Annotated in this window: 7 protein-coding genes; 4 read left to right on the top strand and 3 right to left on the bottom strand. The window is 70.1% G+C overall.

Going from position 1 to position 17145, the window contains the following annotated elements:
* Positions 1-6: 6 nt before the first annotated feature.
* Positions 7-2211: an MMPL family transporter gene (locus G361_RS51575; RefSeq protein WP_019925211.1), complete on the bottom strand. Its 2205-nt coding sequence runs from the start codon at positions 2209-2211 to the stop codon at positions 7-9.
* A gap of 223 nt (positions 2212-2434) precedes the next feature.
* Between G361_RS51575 and G361_RS0101190 the strand changes: the two genes are divergently transcribed.
* The 4 genes from G361_RS0101190 to G361_RS41770 all read left to right on the top strand — a co-directional run bounded on the left by G361_RS0101190 (position 2435) and on the right by G361_RS41770 (position 11786).
* A complete protein-coding gene (locus G361_RS0101190) occupies positions 2435-8818 on the top strand; it encodes a type I polyketide synthase (protein WP_019925210.1) in 6384 nt (2127 codons plus the stop codon).
* A gap of 28 nt (positions 8819-8846) precedes the next feature.
* Complete coding sequence (locus tag G361_RS0101185) at positions 8847-10250, top strand: condensation domain-containing protein (protein WP_019925209.1); 1404 nt, start codon at positions 8847-8849, stop codon at positions 10248-10250.
* On the top strand, positions 10247-10927 hold the full coding sequence (locus tag G361_RS0101180; protein ID WP_019925208.1) for a hypothetical protein: 681 nt from the start codon (positions 10247-10249) through the stop codon (positions 10925-10927). The genes G361_RS0101185 and G361_RS0101180 overlap by 4 nt, the downstream gene beginning before the upstream one ends.
* Before the next feature lie 208 nt (positions 10928-11135).
* Positions 11136-11786: a hypothetical protein gene (locus G361_RS41770; protein WP_155981235.1), complete on the top strand. Its 651-nt coding sequence runs from the start codon at positions 11136-11138 to the stop codon at positions 11784-11786.
* Positions 11787-11844: 58 nt separating this feature from the next.
* On the opposite strand, the gene G361_RS46550 is transcribed toward G361_RS41770, so the two are convergent.
* Positions 11845-13512, bottom strand: coding sequence for a hypothetical protein (locus tag G361_RS46550; RefSeq protein ID WP_019925206.1), 1668 nt, complete (start codon positions 13510-13512; stop codon positions 11845-11847).
* Entirely contained in the window at positions 13509-17138 is a 3630-nt protein-coding gene (locus tag G361_RS51690) for a type I polyketide synthase (RefSeq protein ID WP_369797907.1), read from the bottom strand. Before G361_RS51690 ends, G361_RS46550 begins: the two co-directional genes overlap by 4 nt.
* Positions 17139-17145 lie beyond the last annotated feature (7 nt).

The raw sequence follows: 17145 nt of genomic DNA, 5'->3' as shown, positions 1-17145 counted from the left end.
CGACCGCTATCCGGCCGTCGCATCCTCGAATTCCGCACGCGGCGCATCGATCTCGTCCATAGTGACCACCTCGCTCCGCGCAGCCCGGCGGCGCGGTAGCCGAGGGGTCCACCAGCAGACCGCACCCAGCACCCGCATGATCGCCGGCATCAACAGCAACCGCAGCACGACGGCGTCGATGAACAACGCGGTGGCCATGCCGATCGCGATGTACTGCATCATCACCAGATCCGACAGCGCGAACGCCCCGCACACCACGATCAGGATCAGGGCGGCGGCGGTGATGATCCACCCGGTGCGCGCGATACCCAGCCGCACCGCCTCGGTGTCCGACGTGCCGTTCGCCCGCGCCTCGTGGATCCGAGCCAGCAGGAACACCTGATAATCCGTGGACAGGCCGTAGATCACCGAAATGATCAGTACCAGAACGAGTGCCATGATCGGCTGCGGCGTGAAGTGCAACAGCCCGGCGCCGTGCCCGTCGGCGAAGATCCAGGTGAGCACGCCGAGCGTGGAGCCGAGCCCGAGCAGGTTCAGCAGCCCGGCCTGCAACGGCAGCACCGGTGCGCCGAAGGCCAGCACCAGCAGCACCGCGGTGATCAGGAACACCAGCCCGACCACCCACGGCATCCGGTGCGCCAGCGCCGCCACGCTGTCGCGCTCCACCGCGGACTGACCGCCGACCAGCACGATCACCCCCTTCGGCACCGGCATGGACCGCAGATAGTCGATGGTCTCCCCCGCGGCGTGCGCGTCCCGCACGCCGGTCGAGGTCGTGTAGACGCCGAGCTGCGACGGCGCGTGGAAGGGTTCGGGGAACGGCGCTTTCAGGCCCGGGGCCCGGTTCGCCGACGCCACCACGGCATCGATGTCGGCGCTGGCGGGGGTGATCACCACGATCTCGACGGGATCGGTCTGCCGCAGCGGGAAGTGCTCGTCGAAATCCTGCTGGGCCGTGCGCGCCGGATGCTGCGGCGGCAGAAAGCGTTCGGAGATCCCGCCGAAGGTCACATCGCGCACCGGGGCGATGAGCACCACGAGGATCGCCAGCACCGGCACCGCCGCCACGATCGGCCTGCGCATCACCCACCCGGCGATCCGGCCCCAGGGATTGCCGCGCTGATCGGCATCCGCGCGCCGGGCGTGGAATCGGTTGAACCCCAGGAAATCCACCCGCCGGCCCAGCACCGCCAGCACGGCCGGCAGCACGGTGACCGAGACCAGCGCCGCCAGCGCCACCGTCACCATCGCACCCACCGCGAACGAGCGCAGGAAGCCTTGCGGGAGAACGAGTATCGCGCCGGCCGCCGCCACCACGACGGTCGCGGAGAACAGCACGGTGCGGCCGGCGGTCGCCACCGCGGCCCGCGCCGCGTCCGCCACCTCGCGGCCCGCGGCCAGCTCCTCCCGGAACCGGCTCACGATGAACAGTCCGTAGTCGATCGCCAGTCCGAGCCCGATCATCGAAACAACCGGCGACACAAAGGAATTCACCTCCATGAAGCCGGTCAGGAAGCGGACGGTCCCCCATGCGCCCAGCACCGTCAGCCCACCGACGGCCAGCGGCAGCGCCGCGGCGACCACCCCGCCGAACAGGAAGAACAGCAACACCGCCACGGCGGGAATCGCGAACAGCTCCATCCGGCGCTGATCCTGGGCCATCGTGTCGTTGAGCGCGAGCGCGATCGGTTGCCGGCCCGCGATCTCCATGTCGACCCCCGGTAACGAGAGCCGGTCGGCGATCCGGCGGTAGTTGTTCAGCAGCGTGGTGTCGTCGTCACCGCGGACGGCGACCGAGGCGAAGGCGTAGTCGCGCTGCTCGGTACCGAAGACCTCCGGCATGGCCAGCCCGGTCTCGGTGGCCCAATAGGTGCCGTTGATCTTGTCCACCTCGGCCGGAAAGCGTTGCGGCAGACCGTCGAGATAGTCCACGACGGTGGCGGCGAAGTGCGGATCGTCGACGGTCGTCCCGGCCGGCGCGTGGAACAGCAGCAGCACATCGGCGGCGTGGTCGTGCCCGAATGCGTGGTCCCGCAACCGCGCCGACTGTGCCGATTCCGAACCGGGATCGTCCCATCCGCTCACCCCGAGGTGATCGTGCAGCCCGAGACCGTAGGCGCCGAGCGCCAGCAGCGCGCCGACCATCACGACGAGGACGGTGAACCGCCGCCGCACCACCAGATTCGCCCAGCCGGTGAACTCGCCCGACATCGCAGCTCCCACCGAGAATCGATACCGGCGCATCCGCCGGTCACCTGAAACATAGGCAGCCACAATCGGTTCGACAGCGCCTGATTCGACACATTCGAGACTTCACAGTCCAATCATGATCAGTTTGTGAGGTATCCCCGAAATAGCGGGCACAGCCAGCAACCGCATTCTCGCGTCGCCGAAACTCGTTGCCAATCACACCGATCCGACCCTGGAGGGGTGCATGTCGGATATCGCGATTGTCGGCATAGGCTGCCGGTTCGCAGGCGGGATCGACTCACCGGACACGTTCTGGGAATTCGTCCTGGACAAGCGTGACGGCGTCGTCGACATCCCGTCCGATCGCTGGGACTATCGCCGCTATTACGACCCGGAACCCCGCACCCCGGGCCGCAGCTACACCAAGCGCGGCGCCTTCATGACGACCGATCCCTGGGAATTCGATCCGGATTTCTTCGGTATCTCACCCCGCGAGGCCACGGTGCTCGACCCGCAGCAGCGCCTGATGCTGGAGGTCACCTGGGAGGCCCTCGACGACGCCGGGATCGCACCGCGCGCGGCGGGCGGATCGGTCGGCGTCTACGTCGGCGGTTTCGTGGTGGACCAGTCGGTGATCGGCGTCGTGGGCCCCGCGCTGTTCCACACCGACATGCACACGCCGGCCAGCGCGTCGTACACCATGCTGTCCAATCGGATCTCGTACGCGCTCAACCTGATCGGGCCCGCGCTCACCGTCGACACGGCCTGCTCGTCGTCGCTGGTGGCCTTCCATCTGGCCTGTACCGCACTGGCCAACGGCGACTGCGACGTGGCACTCGCGGGCGGCGTCAACGTGATGTTGCAACCGGAGACCTTCGTCCTGATGTGCAAGGGCGGCTTCCTCGCCCCCGACGGCCGGTGCAAATCCTTCGACGCCGCCGCGGACGGCTACGGCCGCGGCGAGGGCGCGGGCATGGTCGCGCTGAAGAAGCTCGACGACGCGGTGCGCGACGGTGACCGGATCTACGCGGTGGTCAAGGCGACCGGCGCCAACCAGGACGGCCGCACCACCGCGATCACCGTGCCGAACGTGGATTCCCAGGAGTCGCTGGCGCGCACGGTGTGCGCCCGCTCCGGTCTCACCCCGGCGTCGATCACCTACGTCGAGGCGCACGGCACCGGCACGCTGGTCGGCGATCCGGTCGAATTGCGCGCGCTGGGCAGGGTTTTCGGTGTTCCGGCCGAACGGGCGCGGACGCTGGGCGTCGGGTCGGTGAAGTCCACTCTCGGGCACACCGAGGCCGCGGCCGGCATCGCGAGCGTGATCAAGGCGGCCCTGGCCATCCGGCACCGCACCCTCCCGCCGCAGGGCTGGATCGACCGGCCCAATCCGGACATCCCCTTCGACGAACTCGGCCTGCACGTCCAGGTGGAGGCCGAACCGCTGCCCGCGGACGCCCCGCCGATGGCCGTGGCGGTCAACGGTTTCGGCTACGGCGGGACCAACGCGCACGCGATCCTGAGCGAATACCGGCCCGCCACCGTCGTCGAGGCGGCACGGGAGCCGAAACACTACGGGGTGCTGCCGATCTCGGCGCGCAGCACCGGCGCGGCCCGCGCACTGGCCGGGCGCTTCGCCGAATTGATCACCGCCGGAGCGGAACCGGAGCGGCTGGCCGAGGCCGCGTGGACGCGGATGGCCCACCACCAGTTCCGCACCGGCCTGCTGCTCGGCGACACCGGCGACCTGGTGCGGGAGTTGCACGCGTTCGCCGCGGGTGAGGGCCGCGACGCGGTGCGCACCATCGTCGCGCGGACCGCCGAACCGGTGTTCGTGTTCTCCGGCATGGGCCCGCAGTGGTGGGGTATGGCCCGCGAACTGCTGACCACCCCGGGCGTTTTCGCCGACACCGCCGCGGAGATCGATGCCGGGTTCCGGGCGCTGTCGGGCTGGTCGATCATCGAGGAACTGCTGAAGCCGGAGGACCTGTCACGGGTCACCGCCACCGAGGTGGCCCAGCCGGCCAACTTCCTGGTCCAGGTGGCGCTGGTGCGCGAACTGGAACGGTACGGCATCGTGCCGGCGGCGATCGTGGGCCACAGTGTCGGCGAGGTGTCCGCGGCGTACGTCAGCGGGATGCTCTCGTTGCCCGACGCGATCCGGGTGGCCTACCATCGGGCCCGGCTCCAGGCCACCACCGCGGGCTCCGGCGGCATGCTCGCCGTGGGCATGTCGCGCGAACAGGCCCTCGAACTCGTCGCCGGCGACCCCCGGGTCGATATCGCCGCGATCAACAGCGCGACCTCCCTGACCCTCTCCGGGGATGTCGACCGGCTGGAGGAGATCGGCGAGAAGCTCACCGAGGACGGCATCTTCGCGCGACCCCTGCGGGTCGAGGTGCCCTACCACAGCCGACTCATGGACCCCATCCTGGACGAATTGCGCACGGCCCTGGCCACATTGGCACCTACGACGCCGACCGTGCCGCTGTATTCGTCGGTCACCGGCACCCGGGTGACCGGGCCGGACTGGGACGCGCAGTACTGGTGCGACAATGTGCGCCTGCCGGTGCGTTTCGCCGACGCGATCACCGAACTCGTCGCCGAGCACCGGGTCTTCCTGGAGGTCGGCCCACATCCGGTGCTGTCCGGCAACATTCGCGAGACGCTGCTCGGCGCGGAGGTCAACGGCACCACGGTGGCGACGCTGGACCGCAAACAGCCGGACTCCGACAGCATCCGGCGCACCCTGATCGGCCTGCACGGCGCGGGTGTGCTCGACCTCGCCGCCCTGTTCCCGCCCGATCGGGCTGCCACCCCGCACGTTCCGTTGCCGAGGTATCCGTGGCAGCGGACCCGGCTGCATTCGGCGCTGCCGTTGTTCGAACAGGCTCGGCTCGGCACTCCCGGCAGCTACGCCATGCTCGGCGATCCGGACGTCGAGGGCCGGCCCGACTGGCTGCTGCAGGTCGGTACCGAACTGCTGCCGTGGCTGGCCGACCATGTGGTCAACGGGATCAAGATCATGCCGGGCGCGGCGTACCTCGATGCGGCGCTCAGCGCGACGGCGAAGCGACTCGGCGTCGAACGTGTTGCGCTGGAACAGGTCCGGTTCGTGGCGCCGCTGATCATGGGCGCACCGGACGTCCCGCTGCTCGCGCTGACCGTGGAGGAGGCCAGCGGTCGTTTCGTCATCCGCTCCCGTTCGGCCACCGGCACCGCGTGGACCCTGCACGCGTCCGGGCGCATGCTCACCGGCAGTCACCGGCAGACCAAGGTCGAGGTCCCGGAGATCGAGGTCGGCGTCGACGTCGACCCGAAGCTGTTCTACAGCGGCCTGGCCGCGGCGGGGCTGCACTACGGACCGTCCTTCCGCCGCGTACTCACCGCGCGGGTCGGCCGCGACGCGGTGACCGCGACCGTCGACGGCAGCATCGCCGCCGGCTCGGGCCACGCGGCACATCCGGCGGTGGTCGACGCGGCCATGCAGACCGCGGCCCTGCTGTTCGCCGAATCCCGTATCGACGAGGGCACTCTCGTGCCGGTCGGCGTCGCGGCGGTGCGACTGGTCGCTCCGCTGCCCGAGCGGATCACCGTGGTCGCCCGCACCGATCCGAAGGCGCGGCTGCGCGCCGATGTCGATCTGCTCGACGACGACCACAACCTCGTGATGCGGTTGAGCGGCCTGCAGATCGGCGCACTCACCCCGGGCCAGGACCCGATGCGCCGGATGGCCGACTTCTTCTACACCGAGACCATGCAGGCCCGCGATCCCCTGGATCCGACTGCGCTGCCGGCGGATTCGGTGAGTACGGTGGTCGTCGCCCTCGGCAGCGCCGACCAGCGCGCGCACGCGCTGGCCGAGGCGATCCCGGGCGCGCGGCTGCATCTCGCGGGCCTGCCCGGCGACGAACCGGAGGCGGGTCTCGCCGCGACGCTGGCGGTCGCACGGGCCGACGGCGCCGACCGGGTGCACGTCGTCGTGGTCGCGGGCACCGCCGGCGACGACCTCGCCGACCTGTGGGCCCTGAAGCGAATCGCGGTCGCGCTCCACGACTTCGCGTATCCGGAGGGCGCCGGGCAGGCCGTGGCGAAATTCGAGGACGGCCGGTGCCACGCCACCCTGGTGACCGAGCGCGCGCTCGCGGTACCCGGCGACCCCACTCCCGCGAATCCGGCGCAGGCCGCGCTCGCCGGTGCGCACCGGGTGCTGCTCAACGAGCAGACCCCGCTGCGGTGGCGGCTGATCGACGTGGCGGCCGATACCGCCGTCGCCGACCTGGTCACCGAACTCGCTGTCCCCGGGGCATTCTGGACCGACGACACCGACGAGGTCGCGTTGCGCTCCGGCACCCGCTGGAGCCCGCTGGTGACCAAACCGCTCCCGGATCGCCTGGCGGAGTTGGACACCGCGACGCCGCTGACCGACGCGCAGGCCAATTTCGCGCTGGAACTGCCCCGCACCCGCATGTTGTCCGCGCTGGCCTGGCGGCAGTGCCCGCGCCCGGAACCCGGTGCGGGGCAGGTCGAGGTCCGGATGAAGGTCATCGGCCTCAACTACAAGGATCCGCTGAAGGTCATCGGCCTGCTCGGCGAACGTGAGCTCGCGCCGACCTATTTCGGCACCGTCCCCGGGATGGAGGGCGTCGGCGACGTGGTCCGGGTCGGCCCCGGCGTCACCGATCTGGCGGTGGGCGACCTGGTCGCGATCGCCGCCAAGGGCATGATGCAGCGCTACGTACTGGTCGACCGGGCCCGGGCCATCGCACTGCCACCGGACGCGGATCCCGGATACTGCACCAGCACCATCGCTTTCGGCACCGCCGAATACGCGCTGCACGATCTGGCCCGGCTGCGGCCCGGCGAGACCGTGCTGATCCACGGCGCCGCCGGCGGTGTCGGCACGGCCGCGATCCAGGTCGCCAAGGATCTGGGGGCGCGCATCATCGGCACCGCCTCCACCGACGAGCGCCGGGCCCACGTCCTCGCGCTCGGCGCCGATCACGCGATCGACTCGCGCTCACTGAATTTCGTCGACGATGTGCTCGCGCTGACCGGCGGCCGGGGTGTCGAGGTCGTCGTGAGCAGCGCGCCGGGGGAGATCCTGCGCCAGAACTTCAACGCCGTCGCCGAATTCGGCCGCATCGTCGAGGTGGGCAAGGCCGACATCTACACTGGCGGTCTGCTGGAGATGGCCAATTTCGACAAGAACGTGGCCTACTACTCGATGGATCTGGACCGGCTGGTCGCCGCCGACCCGCAGCGGCTGATCGCGCTGCTGCAACGGGTCTACGAGAAGGTGCTCGCCGGCACCTATACACCGCTGCACTACCGGATGTTCGAAACCGACGATGTGGCAAGCGCATTCGAGGAGACCATCCGCTCGACCGGCCTGAGCCGCATCGCCCTGCGGATGGATTCGCCGCTGCCCGCCGTGCGGCCGTCTCTGCCGCAGGTCGAGATCGACCCGGACGCAACCTATCTGATCACCGGTGGGTTCGGCGGCTTCGGAATGGCCATCGGGCGCTGGCTGACCCTGCGCGGGGCGCGGCGGCTGGTGCTGGTCGGCCGCCGCGGCGCGACCACCGAGGAGGCCCGCCGCCAGCTCGAGGCCTGGCACGCGACCGGTGTCGACGTGGTCCGGGAACTGGCCGACGTCGGCGACGCGGCGGCGGTCGCCGCGCTCGTCGGCCGCGCGCACACCGACGCGCATCCGCTGCGCGGGGTGTTCCACGCGGCCGGTTCGGTCGCCGACAATCGCTTGGCGGCCATGACATTCCAGGAACTGGACACCGTGTACCGGCCCAAGGTGCACGGCGCCCGGGTACTGCACGAGGCGGTGACGCGGGCCGGGATCCGGCCGGACATGTTCGTGCTCTGCTCCTCCGGCGGTTCGATGTACGGCATCTACGGCCAGTACAACTACTGCGCCGCCAATGTCGCGGTGGAGACCATGGCGCAGGAATGGGCGAAGGCCGGCGAGCGGGCGCTGTGCGTCGGCTGGGGTCATCTGTCCGGTGCGACCGGCGGTATGGCCGCCGACGAGACGGCGGTGAAATATCTCGACCTGGTCGGATTCGACCCGATCGATATGGCGGACGCCACCGCGTACCTGGAACAGACGCTGCGCCTGGGCATTTCGCGGGCGGGCATCATCCCCACCGACTGGGCCAAACTCACCGGCACCTTCCCGCAGCTGACCCGGACCGGCCGCACGATGGCACTGGCGCAGGTCTCCGCGAAGGACACCTCGGAACTGGCCCGGCTGCGGGCCGAGGTGGCCGCGATCGAGGAGGGCAAGCGCGGCACCTTCGTGGCCCGCAAGATGGCCGAGGAACTGGCCGTGGTGATGGGTGTCCCGGTCGAATCGATCGATATGACGGTCCCCGTGCCCGAACTCGGCCTGGATTCGCTGATGGCCGTGGAACTCGGCGCCCGGGTCACCAAAACCCTGGGCATCGACCTGATGTCGCTGCAGATGGGCCGATCGTTCAGCCTGGAGCAGGCCGGCCCGAAGGTGGCCGAACTGATCCTGGCCGCGGAATCCGCCAAGGGCGGATCACCGGATCCGGTCGCACCGATCACCGGGACCGCCCCGGCTCCGGAACCGGTCGGAGCCGCGTCGTGACCGCACGTCGTCGAAACGAGGTTGCGCCATGGTCGCTTTCGGCCTGATCGACGAATGGGATCCGGCGCCGGGCCGGTTGACCGGCTGGGTGGCGTCGCCGGAATCGGCGGCGCGTGCCCGGCTGGCGCCGGTCCACCCGGCCCCGCCCTCACATCAGCAGGAGCAGTATCTGCGCCTGGCCGCCCAGCACGCCGCGGCGGAGTTCCGGTACTCCGGCCTGTGCCTGGTAACCGCCGAGATCCCCACCGGCGATCTGGACCGGGCCGCGATGACCCGCGCCGTCAACGCATTCCTGTTGCGGCACGACACCTTCCGCACCTGGTTCCGCCTCGGTTCCGGCGGCGCGCTGGAACGCCATCTGGTCCCCGAGTCGGATGTGGATTTCGTCCCGGTCGAGTACGGCTGGGTCGACGATCCGGCCACCGTCCGCGACCACGTGCAGAAGACCACCCCCGGCCCCTTCGACTGGGACTGCTTCACCTTCGGCGTCATCGAGCGCGAGGGCTCGACCACGCTGTACCTCGCGGTCGACCACCTGCACACCGACGGCTTCGGCCAGTACCTGTCCGGATTCGACCTCGCCCTGCTCTACGCGCACGAGGTGTGGGACGAGACCCCGGAAACCCTTCACCCCGCGGCCCGCTACGTCGACTACTGCACGGCCGAACGCGCGTACACGGACCGGATGTCGCTCACCTCACCCGGGGTTCGCAAGTGGCTGGAGCTGATTCGGGGCAACGGCGGCACCCTGCCGTCGTTCCCGCTGGATCTCGGCCGGCGCACCGATATCTACAACCGCAGTGCCCATCGCACGGTGACCCTGTTCGACGAGGACACCGCCGCCCGCTTCGAGCGGCGGTGCCGCGCGAACGGCGCGGAATTCGTCGGCGGCGTCTTCGCCGCGGTGGCGCTGGCCGAACGCGAGATCGCCGACAGCGACTACTACTTCGGCATGACCCCGGTGACCACCCGCAGCACCGCCGCGGAACGCGCCTCGGTCGGCTGGTACGTGACGCTGCTGCCGGTGGCGTTCCCGCTCGGCCTCAGCACCTCCTTCGACCGGATCGTCAAGCGCGCGCAGCACGCCTACGAGAACGGGCTGCGCCTGACCACCACCTCGTTCCAACGGGTGGTCGAATTGCTGCCCGCCGATACCGATCTGGACCTGAACCCGGGCTGGGCCTGCCCGATGATCTCCTACGTCGACGCGCGGGAACTGCCCGGCAACGAATTCTTCGACATGGCATCGTGCGGGCTGTACACCAATCGCGCTGCCTCCGAACAGGTTCTGATCTGGATCAACCGCCTGGCGACCGGCACCACCCTGAGCGTCATCCACCCGGACACCCCGGTGGCGCACGACTCGGTGGCCCGCTACGTCACCCGGCTCGAAGCGGTCTTCGCCGCCGCCGCACGGGAGCAGCAGTCATGACGGGCCTCATCTTCCGCGATCCGGGCATCCCCGACGGCGAGAAATCCGTCTACACCGTCGGTTTCGGCGATCGGCCGCCCGCGCTGGACCTGGTCGGCATCACCGGCCACGACCGCGACGGCTACCTGTCGGTGGTCCAGTTGAGCGCGGGCGACTTCACCGTCACCGTCGAGCAGCAATTCCGGCGCACCGGCGACCATCTCCAGGCCGCCGGCTACCGAGCCGAAACCCGCTCGGGCACAACCGTGGTCAGCCGGGAGGAGGCGAACTTCCTCGGCACGGCCCACCTGCAGATCGGCGCCGGAATCGCCCCCTTCCCCGCCGGCCTCATGCCGCTCGCGGCCGGCCTGACCCTGTTGCGCGGCCTGGACCTCACCGAGGGCGCCGAGACGGATATCGCCCTGTGGCTGGCCTTCTCGGTCCACATCCCGGTGAGCGCCAAGGTCGAGCGGCGCACCGTCCTCGACGTCCCCCTGGGCCCGATCGACTGCTGGCAGGTCCGGCTGCGCCCCCGGCTCTCCGGCCTGAACGCCATGGTCGAGAAGATGCTCAGCGGCTTCCTCCCACCCGCGGTCGTGCACATCGAGGCGGCGGCCCCGCACCGCCTCGTACGGTGCGGCTTCCCGACCGGCCCGATGCCGTGGGATCCCCGCGGCGTCCTGGAATTGGTGAACTGAGCGCCGGTCCGCGCGATGCCGTGCGGGCCGCTCGGTGTGCAGATCACGACCGCCTGGTTAACTCTGCGTGATCCACGTTTCTCCGGTGGCCGCTGCCCCGCCGCAGTGCAATACTCCGAGGCGAACAACTTGCCCGGCGTCGCGCGAATTGTCTGTGGCGAACCGATTTTCGGGGCCTGAGGCCCGGCCGTCCAGAGGGTTGTGAATCATGGTTTTACCTGTGCTGGATGCCGCGCGCCTGGACCGCCTGATCGACCTGGTTATCGGCGCCGACCCACTGACCATCGCCGCTCAGGTGGTTCCCGATGTCGCGCACCTGCTGACCCCGCGCTCCAGCTTCGTGCACGCCGCGCTACTGGTCTTCCCCGACGACGAGCGAGATCTGGTGTCCGCGTTGGCGGGCCGGGGATTCCGCTGTTCGCTCCCGGTGCCCAGCACGATCGTCCGGGACCGGCTGCGGATCCGCAACGGGCTGACGGAGGCGCCGCCCGTCCACATCGTGCACGCCCATACGACCTTGGCGGACCGCACGATCCGGGAACTCGAGATCTTCGTGGCGCCGAGCGAGCTCACGGAAGCCGCGGCCCGGGAACGAGTCTCGGAAACCGAGAGCCATCTCGCCTTCGCCGCCGACCCGACCACCGACCGCGTCCGCGAACTGTGCGACGTCCTGTCGGGCGACGGCATGGTCCGCGACGGAGGCGGTTACAACCCCCACGAGAACACCACGACCCTCTACTTCCGCCGCCCGCGTCCCACCGGATACCTCTACCGCATCGAATTGCTGTGCTCCGGTTGGTATCCCGAGACCCTGGCCGATCACCTGGACGAGCAGCCGCTGGCGGCCGAGACCGCGTGATCGCGCGCGCATCACGCGCCGACGCGACCGAACGAATCCCGTTCAGGCTCCCTCGGATTCAGTGTGTCCCGCCGACGAGCGGCGCGGGAATGTCGAGCAGTTCGAGGACTGTGTCCGCCCGCGCGGCGACCCGCCGGCAGATCTCCGCACCCCGATCGGGTAGCCCGAGCACATCGGCGGCCCCGAGCAGATCGTGAGCCAGATACCAGCCCGCGTGCCCGGAAACCTCCTCGAGGCAGTGCAATTCGTAGAGGTCGGCGAGTACGTCCCGTCGCGGCCCGGACACCGTGGCGCCGAGCCATTCCTCGCGCAGGATGCGCGCGGTGAGCCCGCCCGCATGAGCTTCGCCGAGCCGCTGCGCGAGTTCGGTGTGCCGGTTCCAGTTGTCGAACATGATCGCCGCGCCGCCACCGGTGTCCGCGAGCCGGTGCACGAGTTCGGTGCGCAACAGATCCTCCCGCCGCCACAGCAGTCCGGCCCACTCGTCCGGCCACGAGTCGGGTTGCGGCGCGGCATATTCCACACCGTTGACGATGGACCACGCCGCGTCGATCAGGATGAGCCGGTTGTCACCGCCCGCCGTCGCGAAGGCCGTGGTGAGCGCCTGGAAATCCACGAACCGGTTGTCGGAGAAGAAACCCGGCGCCCCGGCGCTCGAGCGGGACCGCGCGACCGCGGCGTCGGCGAGGGTGACGGCGGTGACCTTGTGCAACGACAGCCGGCGCATATCCGCGCCCGAAAGACCCGGCCCCGTCCCGTCTCCGGGCGAGACACGCCAGGATTCGGCGGTGGTGCGCCGGGCGATCGTCGTGGCAGCCAGCGCCCCGGCCGCGGCGACCGACAACAACCGCTGCTGATTGAGATGTTCCAGCGCGAGCCGTTCACCGCCGAACCGGTCGAGCGTGCGCCGCACCCGGGCATGCGTGATCGCCCGCGCCACCGCCGCCCGCGCGACCGCCCCGACCCCGGTGGTGACCGCGCCCCAGGAGAACCGGCTCATGCTCACACTGCGCCGGGTGCGCTCGTCCGGTCCACCCAGCGGATCGTGGAACGCCCCATCGGCGGCGATGGCGGCGCCGTCACGCAACCAGCGCGAGTACGGCACCCGGACCTCCTCGAAGCGCACGGTGGCATAGTCGACCGGCAACAACGCGGTGCGCGAACGAGATTCGATCACGACCCCCGGCAACGGACCGTGCTCATCGCGCAGCGCGACCAGGAACAGCGCGGTCCCCCGATCCACGCCACCGACCCGCAGCCGCGCGCTGACCACACCCAGCCGGGCGATCCCGTCCGCGCCGACGTTGATCGGATGTTTCGCGGCATCCGCATCCGGCGTGCGCAGGACGAACGTGCCGGCGGCCGGATCGTAAACCGCCTCGGTACGAACACCCGAACTGCTGTTCCCCCGGCCCTTTTCGGTCATCAACGCGGCACCGACACACTCCGCCGAAGCCAGCGCGGCCACATCGGCCGGATCTGCGCCCTGATCGAGCGCATTGCCGATGGTCATGCAGTGATGCAGGAACATGACATGAAACAACCGAGGATCGGTGACAGCGCTGAGTTCCAGCACCGCCCGCAACGTGTCGTGATCCGCCAGCAGCGGACGATCCCCGAGACCGGCCTGCACCCTGCGCAACGCGGCATACAGTGCGGCGTAATCGTTCTCGTCCGCCGCCGGGCCGGTGAACAATTCGACGAGACTGTCGATCGATGCGGTCATGGCCGATCCTCGCTGTCCTGTGGCCGGACCCCGGTCAACCACTGGCGAATCGTCGCCGCGAGTTGCTCGGTGTGCCCGGTCAGCATCGTGAAATGGTCACCCGCAACCGCCGCCGCCGTATGCGGCAGCCGCCAGGTGGTCGGAACGATCCCGTCCGCGCCGGGCAGCGGATCCACCGCACTGACGAGCAGAGTGGCGGTACCCACGGGCGGAGGCGTCCACCCCGCCAGCAACCGGAGATAACCCCCTGCGGCGCTCAGCCTTTCGTCACCGATCCCCGCCGCCCCGAACAGATCCTGTACAACGGCCCGGGACAGTATCCTCGGCAGCAACTGCGCCTGCACGATCTCGTCCGGCCAGAAGGTGTCCAGCAGGATCACCCCGTCGGCCGGCCTGCCGAGCTGCTCGAGCCGCGCGGCAACCGCATGCGCGATCAGCCCGCCGGACGAATGTCCGCACAGCACCAGCGGATGCGTTCCGCGATGCCTCGCCAGCGCGGCCGCGTGCGCCGCGGTCAGTGCGTCGAGGTCGGCGGGCAGCGCGCCGGCATCGGCGAAACCCGGCTCCGGTACGGCCAGTGTGGTCACGGCGTCACCGAATTCGGCTGCCAGCGCGGCATATTCGTGCGGTCCCGCACTCGGCAGCACCGAGGGGAAGCAGACCAGTACAGGCGGCACCTGCGGGGATGCCAGCACGGGCCGCTCCAGCGGGGATGCCAGCACGGGCCGCTCCAGCGGGGATGCCGGTACGGGCCGCTCCTGCGGGGATGCCAGCACGGGCCGTTCCTGCACGACTCCCAACTCAGGCCGCTCCGGTGCGGCTCCCAACGTGGGCCGTGTCTGCGCGGCTCCCAACACGGGCCGTGTCTGCGCGGCTCCCAACACGGGCTGCGCCTGCGCGGCTCCCAGCACCAGCGGTTCGGGCGCGTGTTCGGCGGCCGTGGCGGCCGGGAACGCCGGACGCAGCCGTGACGCCGCGGCGATCAAATCGGCGGCGACGTCACCACGGTCCGCTCGACATGCCTGCCGGACCAGGGCTTCGAGAGCGCCGGGCTGCTCGGTGCGGGTCGGCGACCGGTCCGGAATCGCGGTCAGATACGCGGCAAGCCGGCGTGGGGTCGGGTGATCGAATACAACGGCAGCAGGCAGCGAGCGGTGCAGTTCACGCGCCAGCCGACCGCGCAGTTCCACTGCGGCAACAGAATTCGCGCCAAGCGCGATGAACGCGTCATCGGGCCCGACCTCCGCCTCATCCGAGTATCCGAGAATCGCGGCGGTATGGCGGCGTATCAGCTCCAGCAGCGCGGCTCCGCTCAGCAGCACCGGTGTTTCCGGAGCCGGTCCGGTGTGCGGGGACGAATAAGCCGGGAGGCCATCGACCGGGCTCGACACCGCATCGGTACCCCGCAACGCCTGCGCCACAGGGCGAATGCCGACCGGCTCAGCATGCGGGGACGCATATGCAGCGGAGCGACCATCACCCCGGACCGGTACCGCCTCGATATCCGACAGCGCTTGCGCCACAGGGCGAATGCCGACTGGTTCGGCCTGCGGGGACACATATTCGGCCGGGCCGCCGTTGTCTCGGTCCGCCACCATGTCGGCGGCCGACAGTGCGTGCGTCACAGGGTGATTGCCGACCGATTCGGCCCGTGACGGTGATTGCACGGCGACATAGCCTTGTCGATGCATTTGCTGGGGTGTGCTCGGACCGGCCCAATACCGTTGGCGTTGGAACGGGTAGGTCGGCAGTTCGATGCGGCGGGCCGGGCGGCCGGGGAACCGGGATCGCCAGTCGACCGGACTGCCGTTCACGAAAGCCTCTGCGGCCGAGAGGAGTACGCGCCGAGAGTCGCCCTCGCCACGGCGCAGGGTGCCCACCGCGGTCGCCGGGAGTCCGGCCGCCTCGGCGGTTTCCAGGATCGACTGGGTCAGCACGGGATGCGGGCTGATCTCGATGAAGTCGTTGTACCCCGCGTCGAGCAATCGGTCCACCGCGCGCCGGAATTCGACCGGATTGCGCAGGTTCCGGTACCAGTAGTCCGCGGTGAGTTCACTCGTGTCGATCGGCTGGGCCAGAACCGAGGAGTAGAACGCGAGCAGCGCTGTGCGGGGGGTGAATTCGCCGAGTTCCGCGAGCAGCAGTTCCTCGATTCGCGCCACATCGGCACAGTGCGAGGCGTAGTCCACGGGCAGCACGGCGGTACGCACCCCGGCCACGTCCAGCTCGGCGACGAGCGCGGCCACCGCGTCGGCACTACCGGAGACGACGGTCGACCGCGGGCCGTTGTCCGCGGCGAGCGACAGCGCGCCACGGTACCCCGTCAGACGGGTGTCGAGTTCGGCCGCCGACAGCGCGACCGCCGCCATCCGCCCACCGGTCAGCCGAGCCACCGCCTTCGCCCGCCGCGCCACGATGCGGGCGGCGTCGTCGAGCGGAATCGCCCCGCATACAACGGCAGCGGCGATCTCACCCTGACTGTGCCCGACCACCGCATCGGGCCGGACACCCAGCGACGCCCACACCTCGGTGAGCCCCATCATCATGGTGAACAGGGCCGTCTGCGCGACCTCCACCCGATCCAGCGAGGGCGCATCGGACTGCCCGGCGAGTACGGCCCGGGTCGACCATTCGGTGTGCGGGGCCAGCGCCTGCTCGCACGCATCCACCGCGCGGGCGAAGACTTCCGACTCCCGCAGAAGATCCGCGCCCATCCCCTCCCACTGCGAACCCTGGCCCGGATAGACGAAGACGGTCCGCACGTCGGATCGGGCCACACCGGCCACCGTATCCGGCGAGGCAGCGTCGCCCGCGATATCCCGCAGTCCGGCAACGAGTTCCGCGCGATCACGAGCCACGATCACCGCGCGCTGCTCGAACAGCGCCCGCGAGTGCACCAGCGCACGGCCCGCCTCGGCCCGGTCGGCGGACCCCGCCGTCGCCATGAGCCGAATCGCATTCCGGCGCAATGCCGATGGATCACGAGCCGACAGCACCCACGGCACCGCGACCGAATCCGGCGCGGGCACGGGATCGGAAGCAGTGGCAGCAATGACCTGTCCGGCGTCGTCGGCCGCGGTGTCGACTCCGGCGGTGGCAACCGAAAAACCGGTGGCGGGAGCAGCGGGCGGCTCCGCCAGGATCACATGCGCATTGGTGCCGCCGATGCCGAACGCCGACACTCCGGCCCGCCGCACTCGATTCGAGCGCGGCCACGGTACTGGATCGGCCGCGGGCCGTATCTCGCGCGCCACCGAGCCGTACGACGGCGTTCGATCCGGTTCGACGTGCAACGTCGCGGGCAGTACGTCGTGCCGCAGCGCCAGAATCGTTTTCAGCACGCCGACCAGGCCCGCGGCGGCCTGGGTGTGCCCGACGTTCGATTTGACCGATCCGACCCACAACGGCTCCGGCGCGGCATGAATGCCGTAGACCGCTTGCAGCGCTTCGGCTTCGATGCGGTCGCCGAGCGGAGTGCCGGTGCCGTGGGCCTCGACCGCGTCGACGAGGTCGGCGGACAGACCGGCATCGGCCAGCGCGGCGCGCAGTACCGATTGTTGGGCGATCCCGTTCGGTGCGGTGAGCCCGTTGCTCGCGCCGTCGGAGTTCATCGCCGAACCCGCCACCACCGCG

This window comes from Nocardia sp. BMG111209 (genome assembly GCF_000381925.1).
Lineage (GTDB): Bacteria > Actinomycetota > Actinomycetes > Mycobacteriales > Mycobacteriaceae > Nocardia.
The sequence above is the reverse complement of the archived record's forward strand: the minus strand, read 5'-3'. Positions and strand labels throughout refer to the sequence as shown.

What these genes read in the sequence shown, in the direction of transcription:
- G361_RS51575 (WP_019925211.1), bottom strand. Translation starts at nt 2,211, where the DNA reads ATGTCGGGCGAGTTCACCGGCTGGGCGAATCTGGTGGTGCGGCGGCGG.
- G361_RS0101190 (WP_019925210.1), top strand. Translation starts at nt 2,435, where the DNA reads ATGTCGGATATCGCGATTGTCGGCATAGGCTGCCGGTTCGCAGGCGGG.
- G361_RS0101185 (WP_019925209.1), top strand. Translation starts at nt 8,847, where the DNA reads ATGGTCGCTTTCGGCCTGATCGACGAATGGGATCCGGCGCCGGGCCGG.
- G361_RS0101180 (WP_019925208.1), top strand. Translation starts at nt 10,247, where the DNA reads ATGACGGGCCTCATCTTCCGCGATCCGGGCATCCCCGACGGCGAGAAA.
- G361_RS41770 (WP_155981235.1), top strand. Translation starts at nt 11,136, where the DNA reads ATGGTTTTACCTGTGCTGGATGCCGCGCGCCTGGACCGCCTGATCGAC.
- G361_RS46550 (WP_019925206.1), bottom strand. Translation starts at nt 13,512, where the DNA reads ATGACCGCATCGATCGACAGTCTCGTCGAATTGTTCACCGGCCCGGCG.